This is a genomic window from Enterococcus sp. AZ196 (genome assembly GCF_050498845.1).
GTDB classification, from domain to species: Bacteria; Bacillota; Bacilli; order Lactobacillales; family Enterococcaceae; genus Enterococcus_A; species Enterococcus_A murrayae.
In genome coordinates this window covers 2473657-2495000 of sequence record NZ_JBIPAM010000001.1, presented here as the reverse complement: position 1 = coordinate 2495000, position 21344 = coordinate 2473657, and the positions used below count along the sequence as shown (strand labels likewise).

Genomic DNA, 21344 nt, shown 5'->3' with positions numbered 1-21344 from the left:
GGAGAGAACCAGCTATCTCCAAGTTCGTTTGGAATTTCTCCGCTACCCACACCTCATCCCCGCACTTTTCAACGTACGTGGGTTCGGTCCTCCAGTGCGTTTTACCGCACCTTCAACCTGGACATGGGTAGATCACATGGTTTCGGGTCTACGACCACTTACTCATTCGCCCTATTCAGACTCGCTTTCGCTGCGGCTCCGTCTTTTCAACTTAACCTCGCAAGTAATCGTAACTCGCCGGTTCATTCTACAAAAGGCACGCTATCACCCATTAACGGGCTCTAACTTGTTGTAGGCACACGGTTTCAGGATCTATTTCACTCCCCTTCCGGGGTGCTTTTCACCTTTCCCTCACGGTACTGGTTCACTATCGGTCACTAGGGAGTATTTAGCCTTGGGAGATGGTCCTCCCGGATTCCGACGGAATTCCTCGTGTTCCGCCGTACTCAGGATCCTCCTAGGTGCCAGTCAAATTTTGTCTACGGGGCTTTTACCCTTTCCAGCAGACCTTTCCAGGTCCTTCGACTATCTCACTGAACTACCATATCGGAGTCCTACAACCCCAAGAGGCAAGCCTCTTGGTTTGGGCTTTTCCCGTTTCGCTCGCCGCTACTCAGGGAATCGATTTTTCTTTCTCTTCCTGCAGGTACTTAGATGTTTCAGTTCTCTGCGTCTACCTCTAATCAGCTATGTATTCACTGAAAAGTAACATCCTATAAAAGATGCTGGGTTTCCCCATTCGGAAATCTCCGGATCAAAGCTTACTTACAGCTCCCCGAAGCATATCGGTGTTAGTCCCGTCCTTCATCGGCTCCTAGTGCCAAGGCATCCACCGTGCGCCCTTATTCACTTAACCTTATCCTAACTTGCGTTAGGGGTTTGATTGTTCCATCTAGCGATAGACTTCCCAATCAGAAAAAAATAAGCAATTGAACGTATTAAAAAACTCATTCAACGCGGTGTTCTCGGTTTGTTTAAAATTACGTTTCTGTATCCAGTTTTCAATGAACGATTTGAGAGTAAACCTCTCAAAACTGAACGAATAAAAGCAAGCCTGTGTAGTTTCCGTAACGTTCATCTTAGATGAACTGATTCCTTAGAAAGGAGGTGATCCAGCCGCACCTTCCGATACGGCTACCTTGTTACGACTTCACCCCAATCATCTATCCCACCTTAGGCGGCTGGCTCCAAAAGGTTACCTCACCGACTTCGGGTGTTACAAACTCTCGTGGTGTGACGGGCGGTGTGTACAAGGCCCGGGAACGTATTCACCGCGGCGTGCTGATCCGCGATTACTAGCGATTCCGGCTTCATGTAGGCGAGTTGCAGCCTACAATCCGAACTGAGAGAAGCTTTAAGAGATTAGCTTAGCCTCGCGACTTCGCGACTCGTTGTACTTCCCATTGTAGCACGTGTGTAGCCCAGGTCATAAGGGGCATGATGATTTGACGTCATCCCCACCTTCCTCCGGTTTGTCACCGGCAGTCTCGCTAGAGTGCCCAACTAAATGATGGCAACTAACAATAAGGGTTGCGCTCGTTGCGGGACTTAACCCAACATCTCACGACACGAGCTGACGACAACCATGCACCACCTGTCACTTTGCCCCCGAAGGGGAAGCTCTATCTCTAGAGTGGTCAAAGGATGTCAAGACCTGGTAAGGTTCTTCGCGTTGCTTCGAATTAAACCACATGCTCCACCGCTTGTGCGGGCCCCCGTCAATTCCTTTGAGTTTCAACCTTGCGGTCGTACTCCCCAGGCGGAGTGCTTAATGCGTTAGCTGCAGCACTGAAGGGCGGAAACCCTCCAACACTTAGCACTCATCGTTTACGGCGTGGACTACCAGGGTATCTAATCCTGTTTGCTCCCCACGCTTTCGAGCCTCAGCGTCAGTTACAGACCAGAGAGCCGCCTTCGCCACTGGTGTTCCTCCATATATCTACGCATTTCACCGCTACACATGGAATTCCACTCTCCTCTTCTGCACTCAAGTTTCCCAGTTTCCAATGACCCTCCCCGGTTGAGCCGGGGGCTTTCACATCAGACTTAAGAAACCGCCTGCGCTCGCTTTACGCCCAATAAATCCGGACAACGCTTGCCACCTACGTATTACCGCGGCTGCTGGCACGTAGTTAGCCGTGGCTTTCTGGTTAGATACCGTCAAGGGATGAACATTTTACTCTCATCCTTGTTCTTCTCTAACAACAGAGTTTTACGATCCGAAAACCTTCTTCACTCACGCGGCGTTGCTCGGTCAGACTTTCGTCCATTGCCGAAGATTCCCTACTGCTGCCTCCCGTAGGAGTTTGGGCCGTGTCTCAGTCCCAATGTGGCCGATCACCCTCTCAGGTCGGCTATGCATCGTTGCCTTGGTGAGCCGTTACCTCACCAACTAGCTAATGCACCGCGGGTCCATCCATCAGTGACGCAAAAGCGCCTTTCAAACCGAAACCATGCGGTTTCGATTGTTATACGGTATTAGCACCTGTTTCCAAGTGTTATCCCCTTCTGATGGGCAGGTTACCCACGTGTTACTCACCCGTTCGCCACTCCTTTTCTTTCGGTGGAGCAAGCTCCGGTGAAAGAAAAAGCGTTCGACTTGCATGTATTAGGCACGCCGCCAGCGTTCGTCCTGAGCCAGGATCAAACTCTCATATAAAGTGTTTGAAACAGTCGTTAAACTGTTAAGCTCAATTGTATTAATTGACTTGCTAGCATATTGCTTGCTATGTTGTTTGTTTCTATTAAATAGAAACGCCCTACACATTTGGTTTGTTTTATTCGTTCAGTTTTCAAAGGTCTACATTGTTTATCGCTTTGTTTCAGCAACTTTTATATCTTAACAGGTTGCTGAGTGAATGTCAATAACTTTTTGAGTTTCTCGAAAAAGTTGCCATTAACATTTAACAACTCAGTTATAATAACTTAATGGCTTTGGAGTGTCAATAGTTTTATTAACAATTCTCAAAAAAAATAAAATAAATTTTCTATCACTAAAGATTAGTAGTTAAGAAATAAAAATTCCATCCTTTTTAGGGATGGAATCCGCGTGGCGACGTCCTAATCTCACAAGGGGCAACCCCTCACTACAATCGGCGCTAAGAAGCTTAACTTCTGTGTTCGACATGGGAACAGGTGTATCCTTCTCGCTATCGCCACCACACTATTTTCTTTTTTGAGTAAACGTCGTTCACTCAAAACTGGATCAGAAACGTCTTTTAAACAACCTCAAATCAATTTTTGGTTAAGTCCTCGATCGATTAGTATCAGTCCGCTCCGTACATCACTGCACTTCCACTCCTGACCTATCTACCTGATCTTCTCTCAGGGATCTTACTTTCTTAAAGAAATGGGAAATCTCATCTTGAGGTGGGCTTCACACTTAGATGCTTTCAGCGTTTATCCCTTCCCTACATAGCTACCCAGCGATGCCTCTGGCGAGACAACTGGTACACCAGCGGTAAGTCCATCCCGGTCCTCTCGTACTAAGGACAGATCCTCTCAAATTTCCAACGCCCGCGACGGATAGGGACCGAACTGTCTCACGACGTTCTGAACCCAGCTCGCGTGCCGCTTTAATGGGCGAACAGCCCAACCCTTGGGACCGACTACAGCCCCAGGATGCGACGAGCCGACATCGAGGTGCCAAACCTCCCCGTCGATGTGGACTCTTGGGGGAGATAAGCCTGTTATCCCCAGGGTAGCTTTTATCCGTTGAGCGATGGCCCTTCCATGCGGAACCACCGGATCACTAAGCCCGACTTTCGTCCCTGCTCGACTTGTAGGTCTCGCAGTCAAGCTCCCTTGTGCCTTTACACTCTGCGAATGATTTCCAACCATTCTGAGGGAACCTTTGGGCGCCTCCGTTACTCTTTAGGAGGCGACCGCCCCAGTCAAACTGCCCATCTGACACTGTCTCCCACCACGATAAGTGGTGCGGGTTAGAGTGGTCATAACACAAGGGTAGTATCCCACCAGCGCCTCTGTCGAAACTAGCGTCCCGACTTCTACGGCTCCTACCTATCCTGTACATGTGGTACAAACACTCAATATCAAACTGCAGTAAAGCTCCATGGGGTCTTTCCGTCCTGTCGCGGGTAACCTGCATCTTCACAGGTACTAAAATTTCACCGAGTCTCTCGTTGAGACAGTGCCCAAATCGTTACGCCTTTCGTGCGGGTCGGAACTTACCCGACAAGGAATTTCGCTACCTTAGGACCGTTATAGTTACGGCCGCCGTTTACTGGGGCTTCAATTCGTACCTTCGCTTACGCTAAGCACTCCTCTTAACCTTCCAGCACCGGGCAGGCGTCAGCCCCTATACGTCATCTTTCGATTTTGCAGAGACCTGTGTTTTTGATAAACAGTCGCTTGGGCCTATTCACTGCGGCTGATCGTTAGATCAGCACCCCTTCTCCCGAAGTTACGGGGTCATTTTGCCGAGTTCCTTAACGAGAGTTCTCTCGCTCACCTTAGGATTCTCTCCTCGACTACCTGTGTCGGTTTGCGGTACGGGCCATTGGTTTCTCACTAGAAGCTTTTCTCGGCAGTGTGACATCGGGAACTTCGGTACTATTATTTCCCTCCCCATCACAACTTGTCCTTAAAGAAGCAAGCATTTGACTCGCCTCAAGACTCATTGCTTGGACAGACATTTCCAATCGTCTGATTCCTTAGCCTCCTGCGTCCCTCCATTGCTCAAACAAAAACAACGGGTACAGGAATATCAACCTGTTATCCATCGCCTACGCCTTTCGGCCTCGGCTTAGGTCCCGACTAACCCTGGGCGGACGAGCCTTCCCCAGGAAACCTTAGTCATTCGGTGGACAGGATTCTCACCTGTCTTTCGCTACTCATACCGGCATTCTCACTTCTAAGCGCTCCAGCAGTCCTCACGATCTGCCTTCAACGCCCTTAGAACGCTCTCCTACCAACACACCTAATGGTGTGCTCCACAGCTTCGGTAAACTATTTAGCCCCGGTACATTTTCGGCGCAGGGTCACTCGACTAGTGAGCTATTACGCACTCTTTAAATGGTGGCTGCTTCTAAGCCAACATCCTAGTTGTCTGTGCAACCCCACATCCTTTTCCACTTAATAGTTATTTGGGGACCTTAGCTGGTGGTCTGGGCTGTTTCCCTTTCGACTATGGATCTTATCACTCACAGTCTGACTCCCAGAGATGAATGGATGGCATTCGGAGTTTATCTGAATTCGGTAACCCGAGATGGGCCCCTAGTCCAAACAGTGCTCTACCTCCATCATTCTTACTCTGAGGCTAGCCCTAAAGCTATTTCGGAGAGAACCAGCTATCTCCAAGTTCGTTTGGAATTTCTCCGCTACCCACACCTCATCCCCGCACTTTTCAACGTACGTGGGTTCGGTCCTCCAGTGCGTTTTACCGCACCTTCAACCTGGACATGGGTAGATCACATGGTTTCGGGTCTACGACCACTTACTCATTCGCCCTATTCAGACTCGCTTTCGCTGCGGCTCCGTCTTTTCAACTTAACCTCGCAAGTAATCGTAACTCGCCGGTTCATTCTACAAAAGGCACGCTATCACCCATTAACGGGCTCTAACTTGTTGTAGGCACACGGTTTCAGGATCTATTTCACTCCCCTTCCGGGGTGCTTTTCACCTTTCCCTCACGGTACTGGTTCACTATCGGTCACTAGGGAGTATTTAGCCTTGGGAGATGGTCCTCCCGGATTCCGACGGAATTCCTCGTGTTCCGCCGTACTCAGGATCCTCCTAGGTGCCAGTCAAATTTTGTCTACGGGGCTTTTACCCTTTCCAGCAGACCTTTCCAGGTCCTTCGACTATCTCACTGAACTACCATATCGGAGTCCTACAACCCCAAGAGGCAAGCCTCTTGGTTTGGGCTTTTCCCGTTTCGCTCGCCGCTACTCAGGGAATCGATTTTTCTTTCTCTTCCTGCAGGTACTTAGATGTTTCAGTTCTCTGCGTCTACCTCTAATCAGCTATGTATTCACTGAAAAGTAACATCCTATAAAAGATGCTGGGTTTCCCCATTCGGAAATCTCCGGATCAAAGCTTACTTACAGCTCCCCGAAGCATATCGGTGTTAGTCCCGTCCTTCATCGGCTCCTAGTGCCAAGGCATCCACCGTGCGCCCTTATTCACTTAACCTTATCCTAACTTGCGTTAGGGGTTTGATTGTTCCATCTAGCGATAGACTTCCCAATCAGAAAAAAATAAGCAATTGAACGTATTAAAAAACTCATTCAACGCGGTGTTCTCGGTTTGTTTAAAATTACGTTTCTGTATCCAGTTTTCAATGAACGAATGATGACCAACGTCATCAATGGAGCCTAGCGGGATCGAACCGCTGACCTCCTGCGTGCAAAGCAGGCGCTCTCCCAGCTGAGCTAAGGCCCCGGTATTTTTTTAAGAGTAAACCTCTCAAAACTGAACGAATAAAAACAAGCCTGTGTAGTTTCCGTAACGTTCATCTTAGATGAACTGATTCCTTAGAAAGGAGGTGATCCAGCCGCACCTTCCGATACGGCTACCTTGTTACGACTTCACCCCAATCATCTATCCCACCTTAGGCGGCTGGCTCCAAAAGGTTACCTCACCGACTTCGGGTGTTACAAACTCTCGTGGTGTGACGGGCGGTGTGTACAAGGCCCGGGAACGTATTCACCGCGGCGTGCTGATCCGCGATTACTAGCGATTCCGGCTTCATGTAGGCGAGTTGCAGCCTACAATCCGAACTGAGAGAAGCTTTAAGAGATTAGCTTAGCCTCGCGACTTCGCGACTCGTTGTACTTCCCATTGTAGCACGTGTGTAGCCCAGGTCATAAGGGGCATGATGATTTGACGTCATCCCCACCTTCCTCCGGTTTGTCACCGGCAGTCTCGCTAGAGTGCCCAACTAAATGATGGCAACTAACAATAAGGGTTGCGCTCGTTGCGGGACTTAACCCAACATCTCACGACACGAGCTGACGACAACCATGCACCACCTGTCACTTTGCCCCCGAAGGGGAAGCTCTATCTCTAGAGTGGTCAAAGGATGTCAAGACCTGGTAAGGTTCTTCGCGTTGCTTCGAATTAAACCACATGCTCCACCGCTTGTGCGGGCCCCCGTCAATTCCTTTGAGTTTCAACCTTGCGGTCGTACTCCCCAGGCGGAGTGCTTAATGCGTTAGCTGCAGCACTGAAGGGCGGAAACCCTCCAACACTTAGCACTCATCGTTTACGGCGTGGACTACCAGGGTATCTAATCCTGTTTGCTCCCCACGCTTTCGAGCCTCAGCGTCAGTTACAGACCAGAGAGCCGCCTTCGCCACTGGTGTTCCTCCATATATCTACGCATTTCACCGCTACACATGGAATTCCACTCTCCTCTTCTGCACTCAAGTTTCCCAGTTTCCAATGACCCTCCCCGGTTGAGCCGGGGGCTTTCACATCAGACTTAAGAAACCGCCTGCGCTCGCTTTACGCCCAATAAATCCGGACAACGCTTGCCACCTACGTATTACCGCGGCTGCTGGCACGTAGTTAGCCGTGGCTTTCTGGTTAGATACCGTCAAGGGATGAACATTTTACTCTCATCCTTGTTCTTCTCTAACAACAGAGTTTTACGATCCGAAAACCTTCTTCACTCACGCGGCGTTGCTCGGTCAGACTTTCGTCCATTGCCGAAGATTCCCTACTGCTGCCTCCCGTAGGAGTTTGGGCCGTGTCTCAGTCCCAATGTGGCCGATCACCCTCTCAGGTCGGCTATGCATCGTTGCCTTGGTGAGCCGTTACCTCACCAACTAGCTAATGCACCGCGGGTCCATCCATCAGTGACGCAAAAGCGCCTTTCAAACCGAAACCATGCGGTTTCGATTGTTATACGGTATTAGCACCTGTTTCCAAGTGTTATCCCCTTCTGATGGGCAGGTTACCCACGTGTTACTCACCCGTTCGCCACTCCTTTTCTTTCGGTGGAGCAAGCTCCGGTGAAAGAAAAAGCGTTCGACTTGCATGTATTAGGCACGCCGCCAGCGTTCGTCCTGAGCCAGGATCAAACTCTCATATAAAGTGTTTGAAACAGTCGTTAAACTGTTAAGCTCAATTGTATTAATTGACTTGCTAGCATATTGCTTGCTATGTTGTTTGTTTCTATATAAATAGAAACGCCCTACACATTTGGTTTGTTTTATTCGTTCAGTTTTCAAAGGTCTACATTGTTTGTCGCTTTGTTTCAGCAACTTTTATATCTTAACAGGTTGCCGAGTGAATGTCAATAACTTTTTTGAGATTTCCTTGTTATTGATTAACGCAACCTAGATAGAATAACTGAAAGTTAGTTTTCTGTCAATACTATCTCTTAATCATTCCAAAAGATTTCTCACCATTTCAGAACATAAGATAATATAGCAGTTTTATAAGGTTTGGTCAACGAAAAAAAATCATTTAATTCACTTTTTTCTAAATCCGATGAATAGATATAAATAAAATATTTTCGTTCGCTTTTTAACATTCAAAATGATTGTTTCTATTAGTATAAAAAATTAATTTTCGTTATTCTATTTTTGATTTTTCCTTAACTCATAGTGCTGTCTTTCGCCTTCCTTTGATTTCTCTGGTAAAATAGTAATGTATTTATTTTTATATGAACGGAGGAACAATAAATGAAAGTACTAGTTGCGGATGACGATAAAGAGATTGTAGAACTCTTGAGTATTTATTTGCATAATGAGGGCTATGAAGTCGTAAAAGCATACGATGGTAAAGAAGCCTTGAGTAAACTTCGAACTACAAATGATATCGATTTACTACTATTAGATATTATGATGCCTGTTATGGATGGCATGCAAGTTGTAAAAGAATTACGAAAGGAATCACAGATTCCAATTATTATGCTAACAGCAAAAACTACTGATATGGATAAAATAAAAGGATTAGTGGCGGGTGCAGATGATTATGTAACCAAACCATTCAATCCATTAGAAGTTATGGCAAGAGTTAAGTCCTTATTGCGCCGAACAAAGATGCATGTCGCTGAAGATCAGCCAGATATCCTTGAAATTCAATCATTGATCATTAACAAAGATTCTCATGAAGTAAAAACTGTGGATGGAAAGGAAATTCAATTGACTGCCTTAGAATTTGGCATTTTATACTTATTAGCAAGTCATCCGAATCGTGTTTTCAGTGCGGATGAAATTTTTGAACGAGTGTGGAAACAAGAAAGTATAGTCTCCGCAAAAACGGTCATGGTTCATGTTAGCCACTTACGTGATAAGATCGAAGAAGCCACTGATGGTGAAAAAGTGATTCAAACCGTGTGGGGTGTTGGTTATAAAATAGATGCAAAATAAAGTAGAAAAGAAAAAACGTGTTAGTCTTACCTCAAAAGAAGTCAGTGAGCTAATAGCTGAAGGAATAGTTACAGTCATTTTATTGCTTCTATTAAATGTGGCGATTATGGTACTTTTTACTCAGATGCTAAATAATTCGCCTGATTTAACCGATGCAATCTATCGTTCAAAAGATATTTTTGCTAGTAACCTCGGTAGTGATATCTTTTGGAGTGGTCGTAACTTTGTTATTCCTTTTTTCATTATCATTGATGTACTTATTGTATTTTGGCGATTAATCAGACGTTATCGACAGATGCAATTACGACATATTATTAATGAATTGCATTATATTGCAAACGGGAATTACGATTACCGAATTCCGTTTGAACTACGTGGTGATCTCAGCAAGGTTGTCGATAGTATAAATGGCTTGGTAGATAGTACTGTTGCAGCTATAGAAGATGAACGAGAAATTGAAAAATCGAAGGATGAATTGATTACAAATGTTAGTCACGACATTCGCACACCGCTGACCTCTATCATTGGTTATCTTGGGTTGATTGAAGATGGCCAATACCAAAGTAATGAGGAGATTCTTAAATATACAAGTATTGCATACAAAAAAGCCAAACAAATGAAATCCCTTGTTGAAGATCTATTTGAATATTCCAAGGTCCGCCAACCTTCTGTTCCTATTAATAATGTTTCTTTTGATATGGTACAGCTATTAGAGCAATTGGCCGCTGACTTCGAATTGGAAGCCAAGAAGAAAAATGTTCAAATACAAATTGAAACGAAAGAAGCTCAATTGGTAATGGATGGTGATACGGAAAAACTTGTTCGTGTCTTCAATAATCTAATTACAAATGCGCTAAAATACGGAACAAAAGCTAATAAAATTGCTATTGTGATCGAAAAAGCAAAAAATGAAGCAGTTGTCACTGTTAAAAATAATGGGTCACCAATTCCTAGAGAGGCTCTAGATCAATTATTCGATCGCTTTTATCGTGTTGATGGATCCCGTTCACAGGAAATCAGTGGAACTGGATTAGGTTTGGCTATTGCCCAAAATATAGTTAATCTTCATGGTGGTTATATTTACGCTCAATCAAATGATGACTGGACTTCTTTTATTATTCACTTACCACTTTATAAAAATCAAATGAAGCCCACCCCAGATAATCATTGACTTTAAAATTTTGATTGCTTATACTAATCTCAATAAGATATGCAGGAAACCAAGTACGTAAGTTTGTTTTTTTAGAGAGTTGATGGCTGGTGAAAATCAACAAAACTACTTAGGGAAATCCAGTTTCATATTCTGCGTTTTTTGAAAAAAAAACCGGGTGACGCCGATAAGTGTCGATCAAGTGCAGCTTATGCTGAATTTGGGTGGTACCGCGAAATTCAACACCGTTTCGTCCCTGTTTTAGGGATGAAACGGTGTTTTTTATTTTAAAGGAGGAAAAACAATGCTAGATGTTAAAATGATTCGCAATAACTTTCCGGAAGTAAACGAAAAATTAGCGACTCGAGGTGTAAAAAAAGATGTATTGGAGCATTTCTTAGATTTAGATGAACAACGCCGGCAATTACTGGTAAAAACAGAAGAATTAAAAAAATATCGTAATGACGTTTCAAGTGAAATTGCAAAACTGAAGCGTGAAAAGATTGATGCATCAAAAAAAATTGAGGAAATGAAAACGGTAGGTGTAAAAATTAAAGACTTTGATGCTCAAGTGTCAGAGATTGATACACAATTAACTGAGATCGCAACAACTCTACCAAACTTGCCTCATGATTCTGTACCAATCGGCGAAGATGAAGATGATAATGTAGAGGTTCACCGTTGGAGCTCTCCTCGGGAGTTCTCTTTTGAACCAAAACCACATTGGGAAGTCGCAGAAAACTTGGATATCTTAGATTTTGAGCGTGGTGCAAAAGTATCAGGTAGCCGTTTTGTTTATTACAAGGGTTTAGGCGCACGATTGGAACGTGCGGTTTACAACTTTATGTTAGACGAACATGTTTATGAACAAGGCTACACAGAGATGATTACACCCTATTTAGTAAATAGCAAATCAATGTTTGGTACAGGACAATTTCCAAAATTTAAAGAGGATGTCTTTCAAATTGAAGATCGTGACTTAACGTTGATACCAACTGCAGAAGTACCTCTAACAAACTATTATGCTGATGAAATTTTAGATGGTGAAGATTTACCGATCTACTTCACAGCTTTATCTCCTTCTTTTCGTTCTGAAGCCGGTAGCGCTGGACGTGATACACGTGGATTAATTCGTTTACACCAATTCCACAAAGTAGAAATGGTGAAGTTCAGTGATAAAGAATCTTCTTATGATGAATTAGAAAAAATGACTCAAAATGCTGAGATTCTCTTACAAAAATTAAACTTGCCATATCGTGTCATCACCTTATGCACAGGAGATATGGGCTTCTCAGCGGCTAAAACTTACGATTTGGAGGTTTGGGTACCCGCCCAAAATACTTACCGTGAAATTAGTTCTTGTTCAAATTGCGAAGATTTTCAAGCACGTCGAGCAATGATACGTTATCGCAACCACGAGGGCAAAGTCCAGTATGCTCATACCTTAAATGGTTCTGGGCTAGCCGTTGGTCGAACTGTAACGGCTATCTTAGAAAATTATCAAAACGAAGACGGTTCAGTTACAATTCCAGAAGTCTTAGTCCCTTATATGGGGAACATCAAAGTCATCAAGAAAGAGAAGTAATTTACAAAAATAGCACTTTCGCATATGCGAAAGTGCTATTTTAATGAGAAACAATTTCTTTTCTATTGCTCAACTGAATAATTCGGTGCCTCTTTGGTAATTTGAACGTCATGAGGGTGTGATTCTTTTAGTCCATTGCCGCTCATTTGAACAAATTGAGCATTTTCACGTAAATGCTCTAAGTTCCCGGCACCAACATAACCCATTCCTGCTTTTAGACCACCAATCATTTGAAAAATGATGTCTGCTGCAGTTCCTTTGTAAGCAACACGACCTTCAATACCCTCAGGAACCAACTTATTTGCCTCATTAACACCGCTTTGGAAATAACGATCACTTGAACCTTTTTCCATCGCCCCCAAAGAACCCATTCCACGATATGTTTTAAAACGACGACCTTGATAAATTTCAAACTCTCCAGGAGATTCGTCTGTCCCAGCAAGCATTGAACCAAGCATAACTGCATGTCCTCCTGCTGCTAATGCTTTTACGATATCTCCAGAATATTTGATTCCGCCATCAGCGATAATAGCCTTGCCATACTGACGTGCAACTGAGGCAGCATCATAAATTGCTGTTAATTGAGGTACTCCTACACCAGCAACAACCCGTGTTGTACAGATAGAACCAGGTCCAATACCTACTTTTACAACATCGACGCCAGCATCATATAGAGCTTTTGCCCCTTCAGCTGTTGCAATATTACCAGCAATCAAAGTTGCATCTGGAAATGTTTTACGGATTTCACTAATTTTACGCAAAACGCCTGCGCTGTGCCCATGAGCTGTATCAATTACAATACCATCCGCCCCTGCTTTCAGCAATGCTTCAGCACGTTCAAAAGTATCACTAGTGACTCCTACTGCTGCTGCAACCAACAAACGGCCATGTTCATCTTTAGCAGCATTAGGAAATTCAATAACTTTTTCAATATCTTTAATTGTAATCAGACCACTTAGCCAACCTTTTTCGTCAACGATAGGTAACTTTTCGATTTTGTGCTTTTGCAATATTTTTTCAGCATCTTGCAGTTTAGTTCCCACAGGTGCTGTTACTAGACCTTCTTTAGTCATAACTTCATGAATCGGGATATCATAATTTGTTACAAACCGCATATCCCTATTCGTAATGATACCGACTAATTTTCGATTTTCCAAAGTTTCTACAATTGGCACACCGCTAATACGATAGCGACTCATTAAATCTTCGGCATCCTGAACTTTGTGTTCTGGTGTCAAGAAAAACGGATCAATGATTACTCCGCTTTCTGAACGTTTTACTTTACGAACCTCATCTGCTTGGGCAGCAACACTCATATTTTTATGGATGACTCCAAGTCCACCTTGTCGAGCCATAGCAATTGCCATTTTACTATCTGTCACAGTATCCATACTTGCACTCATTAACGGAATATTTAATTTAATATTTTTCGCCAAATGTACACTCATATCAACTTCATTTGGTAATACATGACTCTCCGCCGGAACCAACAAAACATCATCAAATGTCAGACCTTTTTTTGCAAATTTCGTTTCCCAATTAGACATTGTTCGTTACCACTCCCCAGAATTATTTTTAATAAAAAAACTAACAGAATGAGCGAGTGAAGTCAATAACTTGTGTCGAAATCCTCATCTAACCTTTATTTTTCTACAAAATCAAACCACTCTTCTATTCGATCCTTTGTTACTTCGATATCTTTTCCAATAATTTGATAAGTGGCTTGATTGGTTTCTATATCCCTAACCAAATAGAACCCTTCCTTATTTGAAAAATCATCTAGATGAATCACAGTATAACGATCTCCAATTTTTTGGATACCTTTGAGCACGTCTTTCAGTAACATTTTGGCCTGATGAATATTTTCTTGCCGCTCTTGCGCCTTTTCGACGGCTGCAGTAAGTGTATATCCTTCATCTAAATAATGTTTAATAATTTCCACTTTGATTACCATAGGAAGCCTAAATTTCCTATTTCCACTTTTCTCCCCTGTTGATTCAATATATTTTCTTTGTTCCCAATAACGAATTTGACGAGGCGAAACATTTGTCATTTTGCTTAATTCACTGATTCCTATTAATAAGTCATCACTTTCAAGGAGCTGTTTAACTGTATTATTCTTCACTACGCATCCCTCACTTTACATCCCGATTATACTTCCTCTAACATTCGTGTCAAGTAAGTTGACAAAAATAAACGATAGCAGTAAAGTAACAAACGAATGTTTATTATTTCTGAAAATTTTCAAAAAAAGAAAGAAGGCGTTAGATCGTGGGTAATAATCAAACGATCGATATTTATGGGAAACCCTACAACCGCACCTTACTAGTTGTAGTACTATTAATTGGTACATTTTGTACGGTGTTAAACCAAACATTGTTAACAACAGCTTTTCCAACACTGATGAAAGCTTTCGATATCTCTGCTTCTAGTGTTCAATGGCTAACTACGGGCTTCTTGCTAGTTAATGGGATTATGATTCCAATCAGTGCATGGCTTATTAATAAATTTAGTTCGAAAAAATTGTATTTAGCTGCAATGACCATTTTTTTAATTGGCACAGTTACTTGTTTCATGGCACCAAATTTTTCTATTCTATTGATTGGGCGACTTATACAAGCTGCAGGGGTTGGAATTTCAATGCCATTACTGCAAAATATTATGTTGTCAATATTTCCCCCTGAAAAACGTGGTTCAGCTATGGGAATGGCTGGTATCGTGATTGGGCTTGCTCCCGCTTTAGGACCTACCCTTTCTGGTTGGATCATTGACCACTACACTTGGCGTGATCTTTTCGGTATGGTAATTCCTATTGTTATTTTAGTACTAGTACTAGCTACCTTTTTAATGAAAAGTGTTATTCGATTATCTAATCCAAGTATTGATATATTATCGGCCTTACTGTCGACGATTGGGTTCGGAAGTTTGTTATATGGTTTTTCTTCTGTTGGTAATAACGGCTGGAGCAATGCAAAAGTTATTGGTTTTTTAATCGCAGGAATAGTAGTCATCAGTTTATTTGTATGGCGACAACTACGACTAGAACAGCCTTTTTTAGAACTACGTGTATTTAAGTCCTCAACCTTTACAATTGCAGCTATTTTAAGTGGTGTGGTTAATATGGCAATGGTTGGCGCAGAAATGGTTCTTCCTTTATATATTCAAAATATCCGTGGAGAGTCAGCTTTTCACTCTGGTTTAATGTTGTTGCCTGGAGCTTTGATTATGGGATTAATGATGCCTATTACTGGGGCAATCTTTGACAAACATGGGGCAAAACGTTTAGCAATCAGCGGGATGCTAATTCTAACGGCTGCTACTTTACCATTTGCATTTTTGACCTCCGAACCCCCCATTGCTATGATTGTAATTTTATATGCAATCAGAATGTTCGGTATCTCTATGGTCATGATGCCAGTCACTACTTCTGGGATGAACGCTTTACCTATGAACTTAATCAGTCATGGAACAGCCGTAAACAATACTTTCCGTCAAGTAGCAAGCTCAATCGGAACAGCTATATTGATTAGTGTATTGTCCAATGTTACAAAAGATAATTTACCAGCAGCCCACCTATTAAAAACGTTACCGTTATTTTACAAAAATCAAGCAATCAGTGCTACTCTCTCTGGTTATCATGCTGCTTTTTATGTTGCTGTAATATTTAGTGTTGTCGGTTTTATCATTACCTTCTTCTTAAAGAACAATAAAAAGGTTGAAGGAGGTATGACAAAATGATTTTTGCTATAACAATTATCAGTGTATTGACTTTTGCTTTAACAAATATTTTTGCCAAAAAGACCTGGCAAAAATTACTTTCAATGATCTTCGCAATAATTTTCCTGATCAGTTTAATCTTTATTACAGCAAATGATCGCTATCACTATGCTATGAAGAAAACTACTGAAACAACTACTCAGACTTTGATATCTGCTACTAATAATAAAAATATAAACCTGTTGCTGTATCAACCACTTGGTAATGGAACAGAGAAAATCTATTTATATAAAACCAATGAATCTCAAAAGAAACCGAGAACAACTGGAATAAATCATGTAGAAAATACCTTAAAAAAGAATCAATCACAGACACAATTACGAACAGATAAAACATATTGGGTTTACAAAAATGATACCGCAAGATTCTGGTTTGGACTTTCAAGTAAAAATCATCAACTAATCAAAGAAAAAAATACGTTCAATGTTTCAAAAGATTGGTTAATACTAAGTACTGATCAAGCGAAAAATTTAACAAAATTAATAGCTGAAAATGAATCCTCAATGCAAAAAGAATCTAAAAGCTTTATCCAAGAAAAAGTTAAAAATGCTATGATTCAAGATCCTACAATGGATCAAGTAGCACAAAAAAAATAGTGCAAGAAGCTGCGAAAGAATATCACCGACAAGTAATCGCAAAATTAATTACTAAAGTAACTAATTAAAAGGTATCAGTAACCCATCCACCCGTGAAAACGGGTGGCTTTTTAACACCTCTAGAAGAGGTCCCCACTCACGTACTCCATAAATGGAGCTTCCCAAAAGACCGCCAACCGCTCGGCGCTCGCTACTTTATTTCTTTTTCTTACTCTTGAATGGATCAACGTATTCTCGTTTACTTATACTATCTCGAATACGATCATCTGATTCCTGCTCTCTTATATATTTTGCGATTGTCTTTTGATTCAACCCCACTGTACTTACGTAATATCCTTTAGACCAGAAACTTTTATTCCCATATTTATAGACTAAGTTTCCATGCTGCTCATGGATCAGAGTCGCACTTCTGCCTTTTAAAAATCCCATGAACTGAGAAATGCTTATTTTCGGTGGAACTCTTACTAACATGTGGATATGATCTGGCATTGCATGAGCTTCGATGATTTCTACTTCTTTCATCTCACAAAGTTTACGCAAAATTCTTCCGATATCTTTTCTTAACTCACCATAAATTACTTTTCTTCTGTATTTTGGTGTGAACACGATGTGGTACTTACAATTCCAGCGTGTATGTGATAAACTTTTGTCGTCATTTGATGGCATAGAAAAACTCCTTTCGATAAAATGAGCGGTTGGTAGCCACTTAGTAGTATATCGAAAGGAGTTTTTAACGCTAAAGCTCTTTCGTCCACGCGTAGAAACGCGCGGTTTTTTTGTTTCACTCGCTAACACGAGCGAAACTGACTGAAGTCATTAATAAAACAATAATAGACATCAAATTCTTTATAAATGAATTTGATGTCTATTATTTTCCTAAAGATTAAAAGAGTTGAATCATTCAACTCTCTTAATCACTGAGAGCCCAAAGTATTACTCTCTAATCGTTTATACAACTTTCTAAATGGTTCAAAAAAAGATGAGATGTGCTCATGTAGAAAAAATAGATAAAAATACCTAGAATTTGTACTGCCTACAAAAAAATAGATTTTCTGACTGTCTTTATCCTATAGGGTGATTTTTAGATCACCGCTTCTTTTTATCTACGTGGAGCAGTGGCTAGACTACTGATGATCCCGAAACGTTTTTTCAAGTAATAGCGTAACGCCAGAGCAAGAGCCGATAAAACAACCATTATCATAGGTTCAAGAACAGGATTAAGAGCTGGTGGAAGCAACGCTGCACCATTGAAAACTAAGAACCACACAATAGTAACCGAGGCTAGCATAAGAACTGTTTTCCACGTTTTTGGCTTTTTCGACTTATCTGCCCCAGGTTGCTCAAACTGGTAAACAAATAAATACATCATATAAAATACTAATCCACCAACAGCAGAAGCCACAATTAGTGTTGTTAAACCATAAGTAACTGTTTGTGTTCCACGTGAAACAAACAATCCCATGATTCCGGCAACAATACCTAATAAACCAAATAACAATAAGAAATTATCTAACCACATCAAGGAAGCTGTAGTTGATTTTTTCTGCTCAACCGGTTTATTGACAATCGCATCCAATCGTTCTGAAACAGTTCCAAATAATTGTCGCGCTGTTTTTCCGGATTTTTGTTCTTCGACTAAAGTTGGCAACATCTCATTCAAGGCTGCGATAGTTTGTTCATCCGTCAAGTTCGCTGCTTTTAAAGCTTTTTTTAGATCAAAAATGTATTGCTCGTTACGCTTAGTCAGCTTCTCTTCAAGTTGAACATTTTCTGCTTGCAACGTTTGTAACTTTTCTGGTTCCATTGTTTCTTTCCTCCCTAAACGTTGAAACGGAACAACATTACATCGCCGTCTTGTACGATATAATCTTTTCCTTCTAATCTGACACGTCCAGCCTCTTTCGCCGCGTGCATACTGCCGTATTTATTTAAATCTTCAAAAGATACTGTCTCAGCACGAATAAAACCACGTTCGAAATCGGTGTGGATGATTCCGGCCGCTTGGGGAGCTTTCGTTCCTTTTCGGAATGTCCATGCACGAACTTCTTGTTCGCCCGCAGTAAAGTAAGTTGCTAATCCTAATAAATCATATGCCGTTCGAATAAGTTGATCTAGCCCAGATTCTTCAATCCCCATTGCTTCTAAAAATTCAGCTTTGTCTTCCTCTTCCAACTCTGCAATTTCTTCTTCCGCCTCAGCACAAACAACAATTACTTCAGAATGTTCGCTAGCCGCAAAATTACGTACAGTCTGTACATATTCATTATCAGATGGACTAGCAACTGTATCTTCATCAACATTTGCTACATAAAGAACTGGTTTACTCGTTAACAAGAATAAGCCTTTTACGATTTTTTGTTCTTCTTCCGTAAATTCGATTGTTCTGGCAGAATATCCTTCTTCTAAAACAGGTTTCAATTTATCCAATACAGCTAATTCTGCTACTGCGGTCTTTTCTTTTGTTTTCGCGACTTTTGCTACACGAGCATAACGTTTATTAATCGAATCAAGGTCAGCTAATACTAATTCCAAATTAATTGTTTCTATATCCTCTAATGGATCGACCCTGCCCTCAACATGGGTAATATTTTCGTTGTCAAAACATCGTACCACATGACAAATCGCATCAACTTGGCGAATATGGCTTAAAAATTGATTTCCTAAACCTTCCCCCTTACTAGCTCCTTTTACAATACCAGCAATATCAGTAAATTCAAAAGTTGTCGGGACCGTTTTTTTCGGGTGAACCAACTCAGTTAGACGTTCTAAACGCCAATCAGGTACCTCTACCATTCCAACATTTGGATCAATTGTCGCAAAAGGATAGTTAGCAGCCTCTGCACCTGCTTTAGTAATTGCATTAAATAATGTAGATTTACCAACATTGGGCAATCCTACGATTCCGGCTGTTAAGGCCATGGTTTACTTCACTCTTTCTCTACTAAGGAATTATTCTTGAGTTGAAATGCTTTTCTTCTCAAGGATTTTTTTCATTTTTTTTTCAAAGTCACGGCGTGTCATCATAACAATATGTCCACAGTGGACACATTTTATTTTGATATCAGCCCCCATACGAATGATCTCCCAGCGATTAGTCTGGCAGGCATGCGGTTTCTTCATCTCAACGATATCACCTAAATCATACATCTGGCAAACCTCCATGTTCGTATTCATCGTTTTTAAGGATTAACCATTTACGACTCATCAAAATGTATATTTAAAATATCTAAAATGCGAGTAAGGTCCGATGGTGATAGATACTCAATCGAAATCTTTCCTTTACCATCTTTTTCAACAATCTCGACACCTGTTCCGAATTTATCCATCAAGCGATCTTCGCTTTCTCGTAAATAATAAGGTTTTTCCTTGGTCAAACGCGGACCGTTTTTCTTATCCTTTGCTTTACCTTCATTGTATTCATTAACAATCTGTTCTAATTGACGAACCGTCAAGCTCTCTTTTACCGCACGATTTGCTAATTTCAAGATCTGATCTTTTTTCTTTAAACCTAACAAAGTACGTGCTTGCCCCATTGACAAACGCTCATCCTGCACCATTTCCTTAACTAATTTAGGTAAAGTCAACAAACGTAAATAATTAGCGATATAAGGACGACTTTTGCCTAAACGATTGGCTACATCAGCTTGTGTTAGCTTTAAGTTTTTCATCAACATCTCATAAGCTTCGGCTTCTTCCAATGGATTCAAATCTTCTCGTTGTAAGTTTTCCAATACTGCAATTTGCATCATGGCTTCCTCGTCGAATTCACGAATGATTGCAGGAATTGTCTCTTTGCCTGCCAATTTGGAGGCACGGAAACGACGTTCACCGGCAATTAACTCATAACCTTTGACGGCAGATTTTCTTACAATAATCGGTTGAAAAACCCCAGATTGTTCGATGGAATTAGCTAACTCCTGTAAAGTTGTCTCATCAAATGATTTCCGTGGTTGATAAGGGTTGGGGCGTAGATCGCTTAATGGAATCTCGACTACTTGATCCTTCTTCATATCAACTTCTTCAATCTCAGAAAGATCTTGAAATAAGGCATCGATTCCACGGCCTAATCCTTTATTTTTGCTCACGAACTAACACTTCCTTTGCTAGAGCTTGATAAACTTCAGCGCCTTTTGAACGTGGATCATAATCAATGATTGGTTTTCCGTGACTAGGTGCTTCAGATAAACGGACATTTCTCGGAATAATCGTGTCATAAACCTTCTCTTGAAAATAACGACGAACCTCTTCTACCACTTCGGCACCAAGATTTGTGCGAGCATCATACATCGTTAATAATACACCTTCAATCTCTAGACCAGGATTGAAATGTTTTTGTACTAAACGAACGGTGTTTAACAACTGACTCAATCCTTCCAATGCATAATATTCGCATTGAACTGGAATCAAAATCGCATCACTAGCTGTGAATGCGTTAATTGTCAAGTGCCCTAATGATGGCGGGCAGTCCACCAAAATGAAGTCGTAATCATCACTGACTTCTGCCAAAGCACTTTTTAATCGTGATTCTCGAGCCATCATAGATGTTAATTCAATTTCCGCACCCGCTAATTGTAAAGTAGCTGGAACGATTGATAAATTTTCCCGTGAAGTTTTAATAATTGTCTCTTTGATTGGAACCTCGTTGACTAGAACATCGTAAATGTCTTGCTTCACATCAGGTTTACGCACGCCTAAACCGCTTGTGGCATTCCCCTGTGCATCGCTATCAATCAACAAGACTTTCTTACCATCATTCGCTAAGCACGCACCCAAATTAACAGTCGTAGTCGTTTTACCGACACCACCTTTTTGGTTTGCAACAGATATGATCCGTGCCATCTAATTTCCTCCTAGTTTCTACTAAAAAATTTATTTTTCTAAGGAAAAATAAGTTG

At 41.6% G+C, this 21344-nt stretch carries 13 protein-coding genes, 1 tRNA gene, 5 rRNA genes and 1 other annotated feature (1 of these 20 running past the window's edge); of the genes, 5 read left to right on the top strand and 14 right to left on the bottom strand.

The window, feature by feature from the left end; all coding sequences use genetic code 11:
- From IGI67_RS11975 to IGI67_RS11950, 6 genes are all read right to left on the bottom strand, one after another.
- Window positions 1-856: ribosomal RNA gene (locus IGI67_RS11975) — 23S ribosomal RNA — on the bottom strand; it reaches 2057 nt to the left of the window's first position.
- Window positions 857-1100: 244 nt separating this feature from the next.
- Window positions 1101-2659: ribosomal RNA gene (locus IGI67_RS11970) — 16S ribosomal RNA — on the bottom strand.
- A gap of 388 nt (window positions 2660-3047) precedes the next feature.
- A 5S ribosomal RNA gene (gene rrf / locus IGI67_RS11965) occupies window positions 3048-3163 on the bottom strand.
- 77 nt (window positions 3164-3240) lie between these two features.
- Window positions 3241-6153 (bottom strand): 23S ribosomal RNA (locus IGI67_RS11960).
- A gap of 176 nt (window positions 6154-6329) precedes the next feature.
- Window positions 6330-6402: transfer RNA gene (locus tag IGI67_RS11955), tRNA-Ala, on the bottom strand.
- A 96-nt stretch (window positions 6403-6498) separates the two neighbouring features.
- Window positions 6499-8057, bottom strand: a 16S ribosomal RNA gene (locus IGI67_RS11950).
- Together the 16S, 23S and 5S rRNA genes with 1 tRNA gene alongside form the textbook arrangement of a ribosomal RNA operon.
- A gap of 594 nt (window positions 8058-8651) precedes the next feature.
- On the opposite strand from IGI67_RS11950, the gene IGI67_RS11945 reads away from it, so the two are divergent.
- The 3 genes from IGI67_RS11945 to serS all read left to right on the top strand — a co-directional run bounded on the left by IGI67_RS11945 (window position 8652) and on the right by serS (window position 12076).
- A complete protein-coding gene (locus IGI67_RS11945) occupies window positions 8652-9341 on the top strand; it encodes a response regulator transcription factor (protein ID WP_010742532.1) in 690 nt (229 codons plus the stop codon).
- Complete coding sequence (locus tag IGI67_RS11940) at window positions 9331-10512, top strand: sensor histidine kinase (protein WP_207109722.1); 1182 nt, start codon at window positions 9331-9333, stop codon at window positions 10510-10512. The genes IGI67_RS11945 and IGI67_RS11940 overlap by 11 nt, the downstream gene beginning before the upstream one ends.
- A 30-nt stretch (window positions 10513-10542) precedes the next feature.
- Window positions 10543-10752, top strand: a binding site (T-box leader).
- Window positions 10753-10795: 43 nt separating this feature from the next.
- Window positions 10796-12076 (top strand): serine--tRNA ligase, encoded by a 1281-nt coding sequence (gene serS, locus IGI67_RS11935; protein WP_207109723.1) that lies wholly within the window; start codon window positions 10796-10798, stop codon window positions 12074-12076.
- 62 nt (window positions 12077-12138) lie between these two features.
- Here the strand turns inward: serS and guaB are convergent, their stop codons facing one another.
- Both guaB and IGI67_RS11925 read right to left on the bottom strand, forming a co-directional pair.
- On the bottom strand, window positions 12139-13623 hold the full coding sequence (gene guaB / locus IGI67_RS11930; protein ID WP_207109724.1) for an IMP dehydrogenase: 1485 nt from the start codon (window positions 13621-13623) through the stop codon (window positions 12139-12141).
- A 95-nt stretch (window positions 13624-13718) separates the two neighbouring features.
- Complete coding sequence (locus IGI67_RS11925) at window positions 13719-14201, bottom strand: MerR family transcriptional regulator (RefSeq protein WP_207109725.1); 483 nt, start codon at window positions 14199-14201, stop codon at window positions 13719-13721.
- 146 nt (window positions 14202-14347) lie between these two features.
- Here IGI67_RS11925 and IGI67_RS11920 point away from each other — a divergent pair, with 146 nt between their 5' ends.
- Together IGI67_RS11920 and IGI67_RS11915 are read left to right on the top strand one after the other, a co-directional pair.
- The gene (locus IGI67_RS11920) at window positions 14348-15814 is read left to right on the top strand and encodes an MDR family MFS transporter (protein ID WP_429957830.1); all 1467 of its coding nucleotides are present in this window, start codon (window positions 14348-14350) and stop codon (window positions 15812-15814) included.
- Window positions 15811-16449 carry a DUF4811 domain-containing protein gene (locus tag IGI67_RS11915; protein ID WP_429957829.1) on the top strand — a complete coding sequence of 213 codons (639 nt, stop codon included), beginning with the start codon at window positions 15811-15813 and terminating at the stop codon, window positions 16447-16449. Before IGI67_RS11920 ends, IGI67_RS11915 begins: the two co-directional genes overlap by 4 nt.
- Window positions 16450-16644: 195 nt before the next feature.
- On the opposite strand, the gene tnpA is transcribed toward IGI67_RS11915, so the two are convergent.
- From tnpA to IGI67_RS11885, 6 genes are all read right to left on the bottom strand, one after another.
- On the bottom strand, window positions 16645-17115 hold the full coding sequence (gene tnpA, locus IGI67_RS11910) for an IS200/IS605 family transposase (protein WP_429956540.1): 471 nt from the start codon (window positions 17113-17115) through the stop codon (window positions 16645-16647).
- A 433-nt stretch (window positions 17116-17548) separates the two neighbouring features.
- Window positions 17549-18253 carry a DUF1129 domain-containing protein gene (locus tag IGI67_RS11905; protein WP_207109728.1) on the bottom strand — a complete coding sequence of 235 codons (705 nt, stop codon included), beginning with the start codon at window positions 18251-18253 and terminating at the stop codon, window positions 17549-17551.
- A 14-nt stretch (window positions 18254-18267) separates the two neighbouring features.
- The gene (gene ychF / locus IGI67_RS11900; RefSeq protein WP_207109729.1) at window positions 18268-19368 is read right to left on the bottom strand and encodes a redox-regulated ATPase YchF; all 1101 of its coding nucleotides are present in this window, start codon (window positions 19366-19368) and stop codon (window positions 18268-18270) included.
- Between the two features lie 30 nt (window positions 19369-19398).
- Entirely contained in the window at window positions 19399-19596 is a 198-nt protein-coding gene (locus IGI67_RS11895; protein WP_429957828.1) for a DUF951 domain-containing protein, read from the bottom strand.
- 47 nt (window positions 19597-19643) lie between these two features.
- Window positions 19644-20534, bottom strand: coding sequence for a ParB/RepB/Spo0J family partition protein (locus IGI67_RS11890; RefSeq protein ID WP_088933986.1), 891 nt, complete (start codon window positions 20532-20534; stop codon window positions 19644-19646).
- On the bottom strand, window positions 20521-21288 hold the full coding sequence (locus IGI67_RS11885) for a ParA family protein (RefSeq protein WP_429957827.1): 768 nt from the start codon (window positions 21286-21288) through the stop codon (window positions 20521-20523). Before IGI67_RS11885 ends, IGI67_RS11890 begins: the two co-directional genes overlap by 14 nt.
- Window positions 21289-21344: the final 56 nt, after the last annotated feature.

Bases quoted from the DNA above. Each gene is read 5' to 3' on its own strand.
- IGI67_RS11940 (WP_207109722.1), top strand. From the start codon at position 9,331: ATGCAAAATAAAGTAGAAAAGAAAAAACGTGTTAGTCTTACCTCAAAA.
- IGI67_RS11945 (WP_010742532.1), top strand. From the start codon at position 8,652: ATGAAAGTACTAGTTGCGGATGACGATAAAGAGATTGTAGAACTCTTG.
- IGI67_RS11905 (WP_207109728.1), bottom strand. From the start codon at position 18,253: ATGGAACCAGAAAAGTTACAAACGTTGCAAGCAGAAAATGTTCAACTT.
- serS (WP_207109723.1), top strand. From the start codon at position 10,796: ATGCTAGATGTTAAAATGATTCGCAATAACTTTCCGGAAGTAAACGAA.
- guaB (WP_207109724.1), bottom strand. From the start codon at position 13,623: ATGTCTAATTGGGAAACGAAATTTGCAAAAAAAGGTCTGACATTTGAT.
- IGI67_RS11885 (WP_429957827.1), bottom strand. From the start codon at position 21,288: ATGGCACGGATCATATCTGTTGCAAACCAAAAAGGTGGTGTCGGTAAA.
- IGI67_RS11915 (WP_429957829.1), top strand. From the start codon at position 15,811: ATGATTTTTGCTATAACAATTATCAGTGTATTGACTTTTGCTTTAACA.
- ychF (WP_207109729.1), bottom strand. From the start codon at position 19,368: ATGGCCTTAACAGCCGGAATCGTAGGATTGCCCAATGTTGGTAAATCT.
- IGI67_RS11895 (WP_429957828.1), bottom strand. From the start codon at position 19,596: ATGTATGATTTAGGTGATATCGTTGAGATGAAGAAACCGCATGCCTGC.
- tnpA (WP_429956540.1), bottom strand. From the start codon at position 17,115: ATGCCATCAAATGACGACAAAAGTTTATCACATACACGCTGGAATTGT.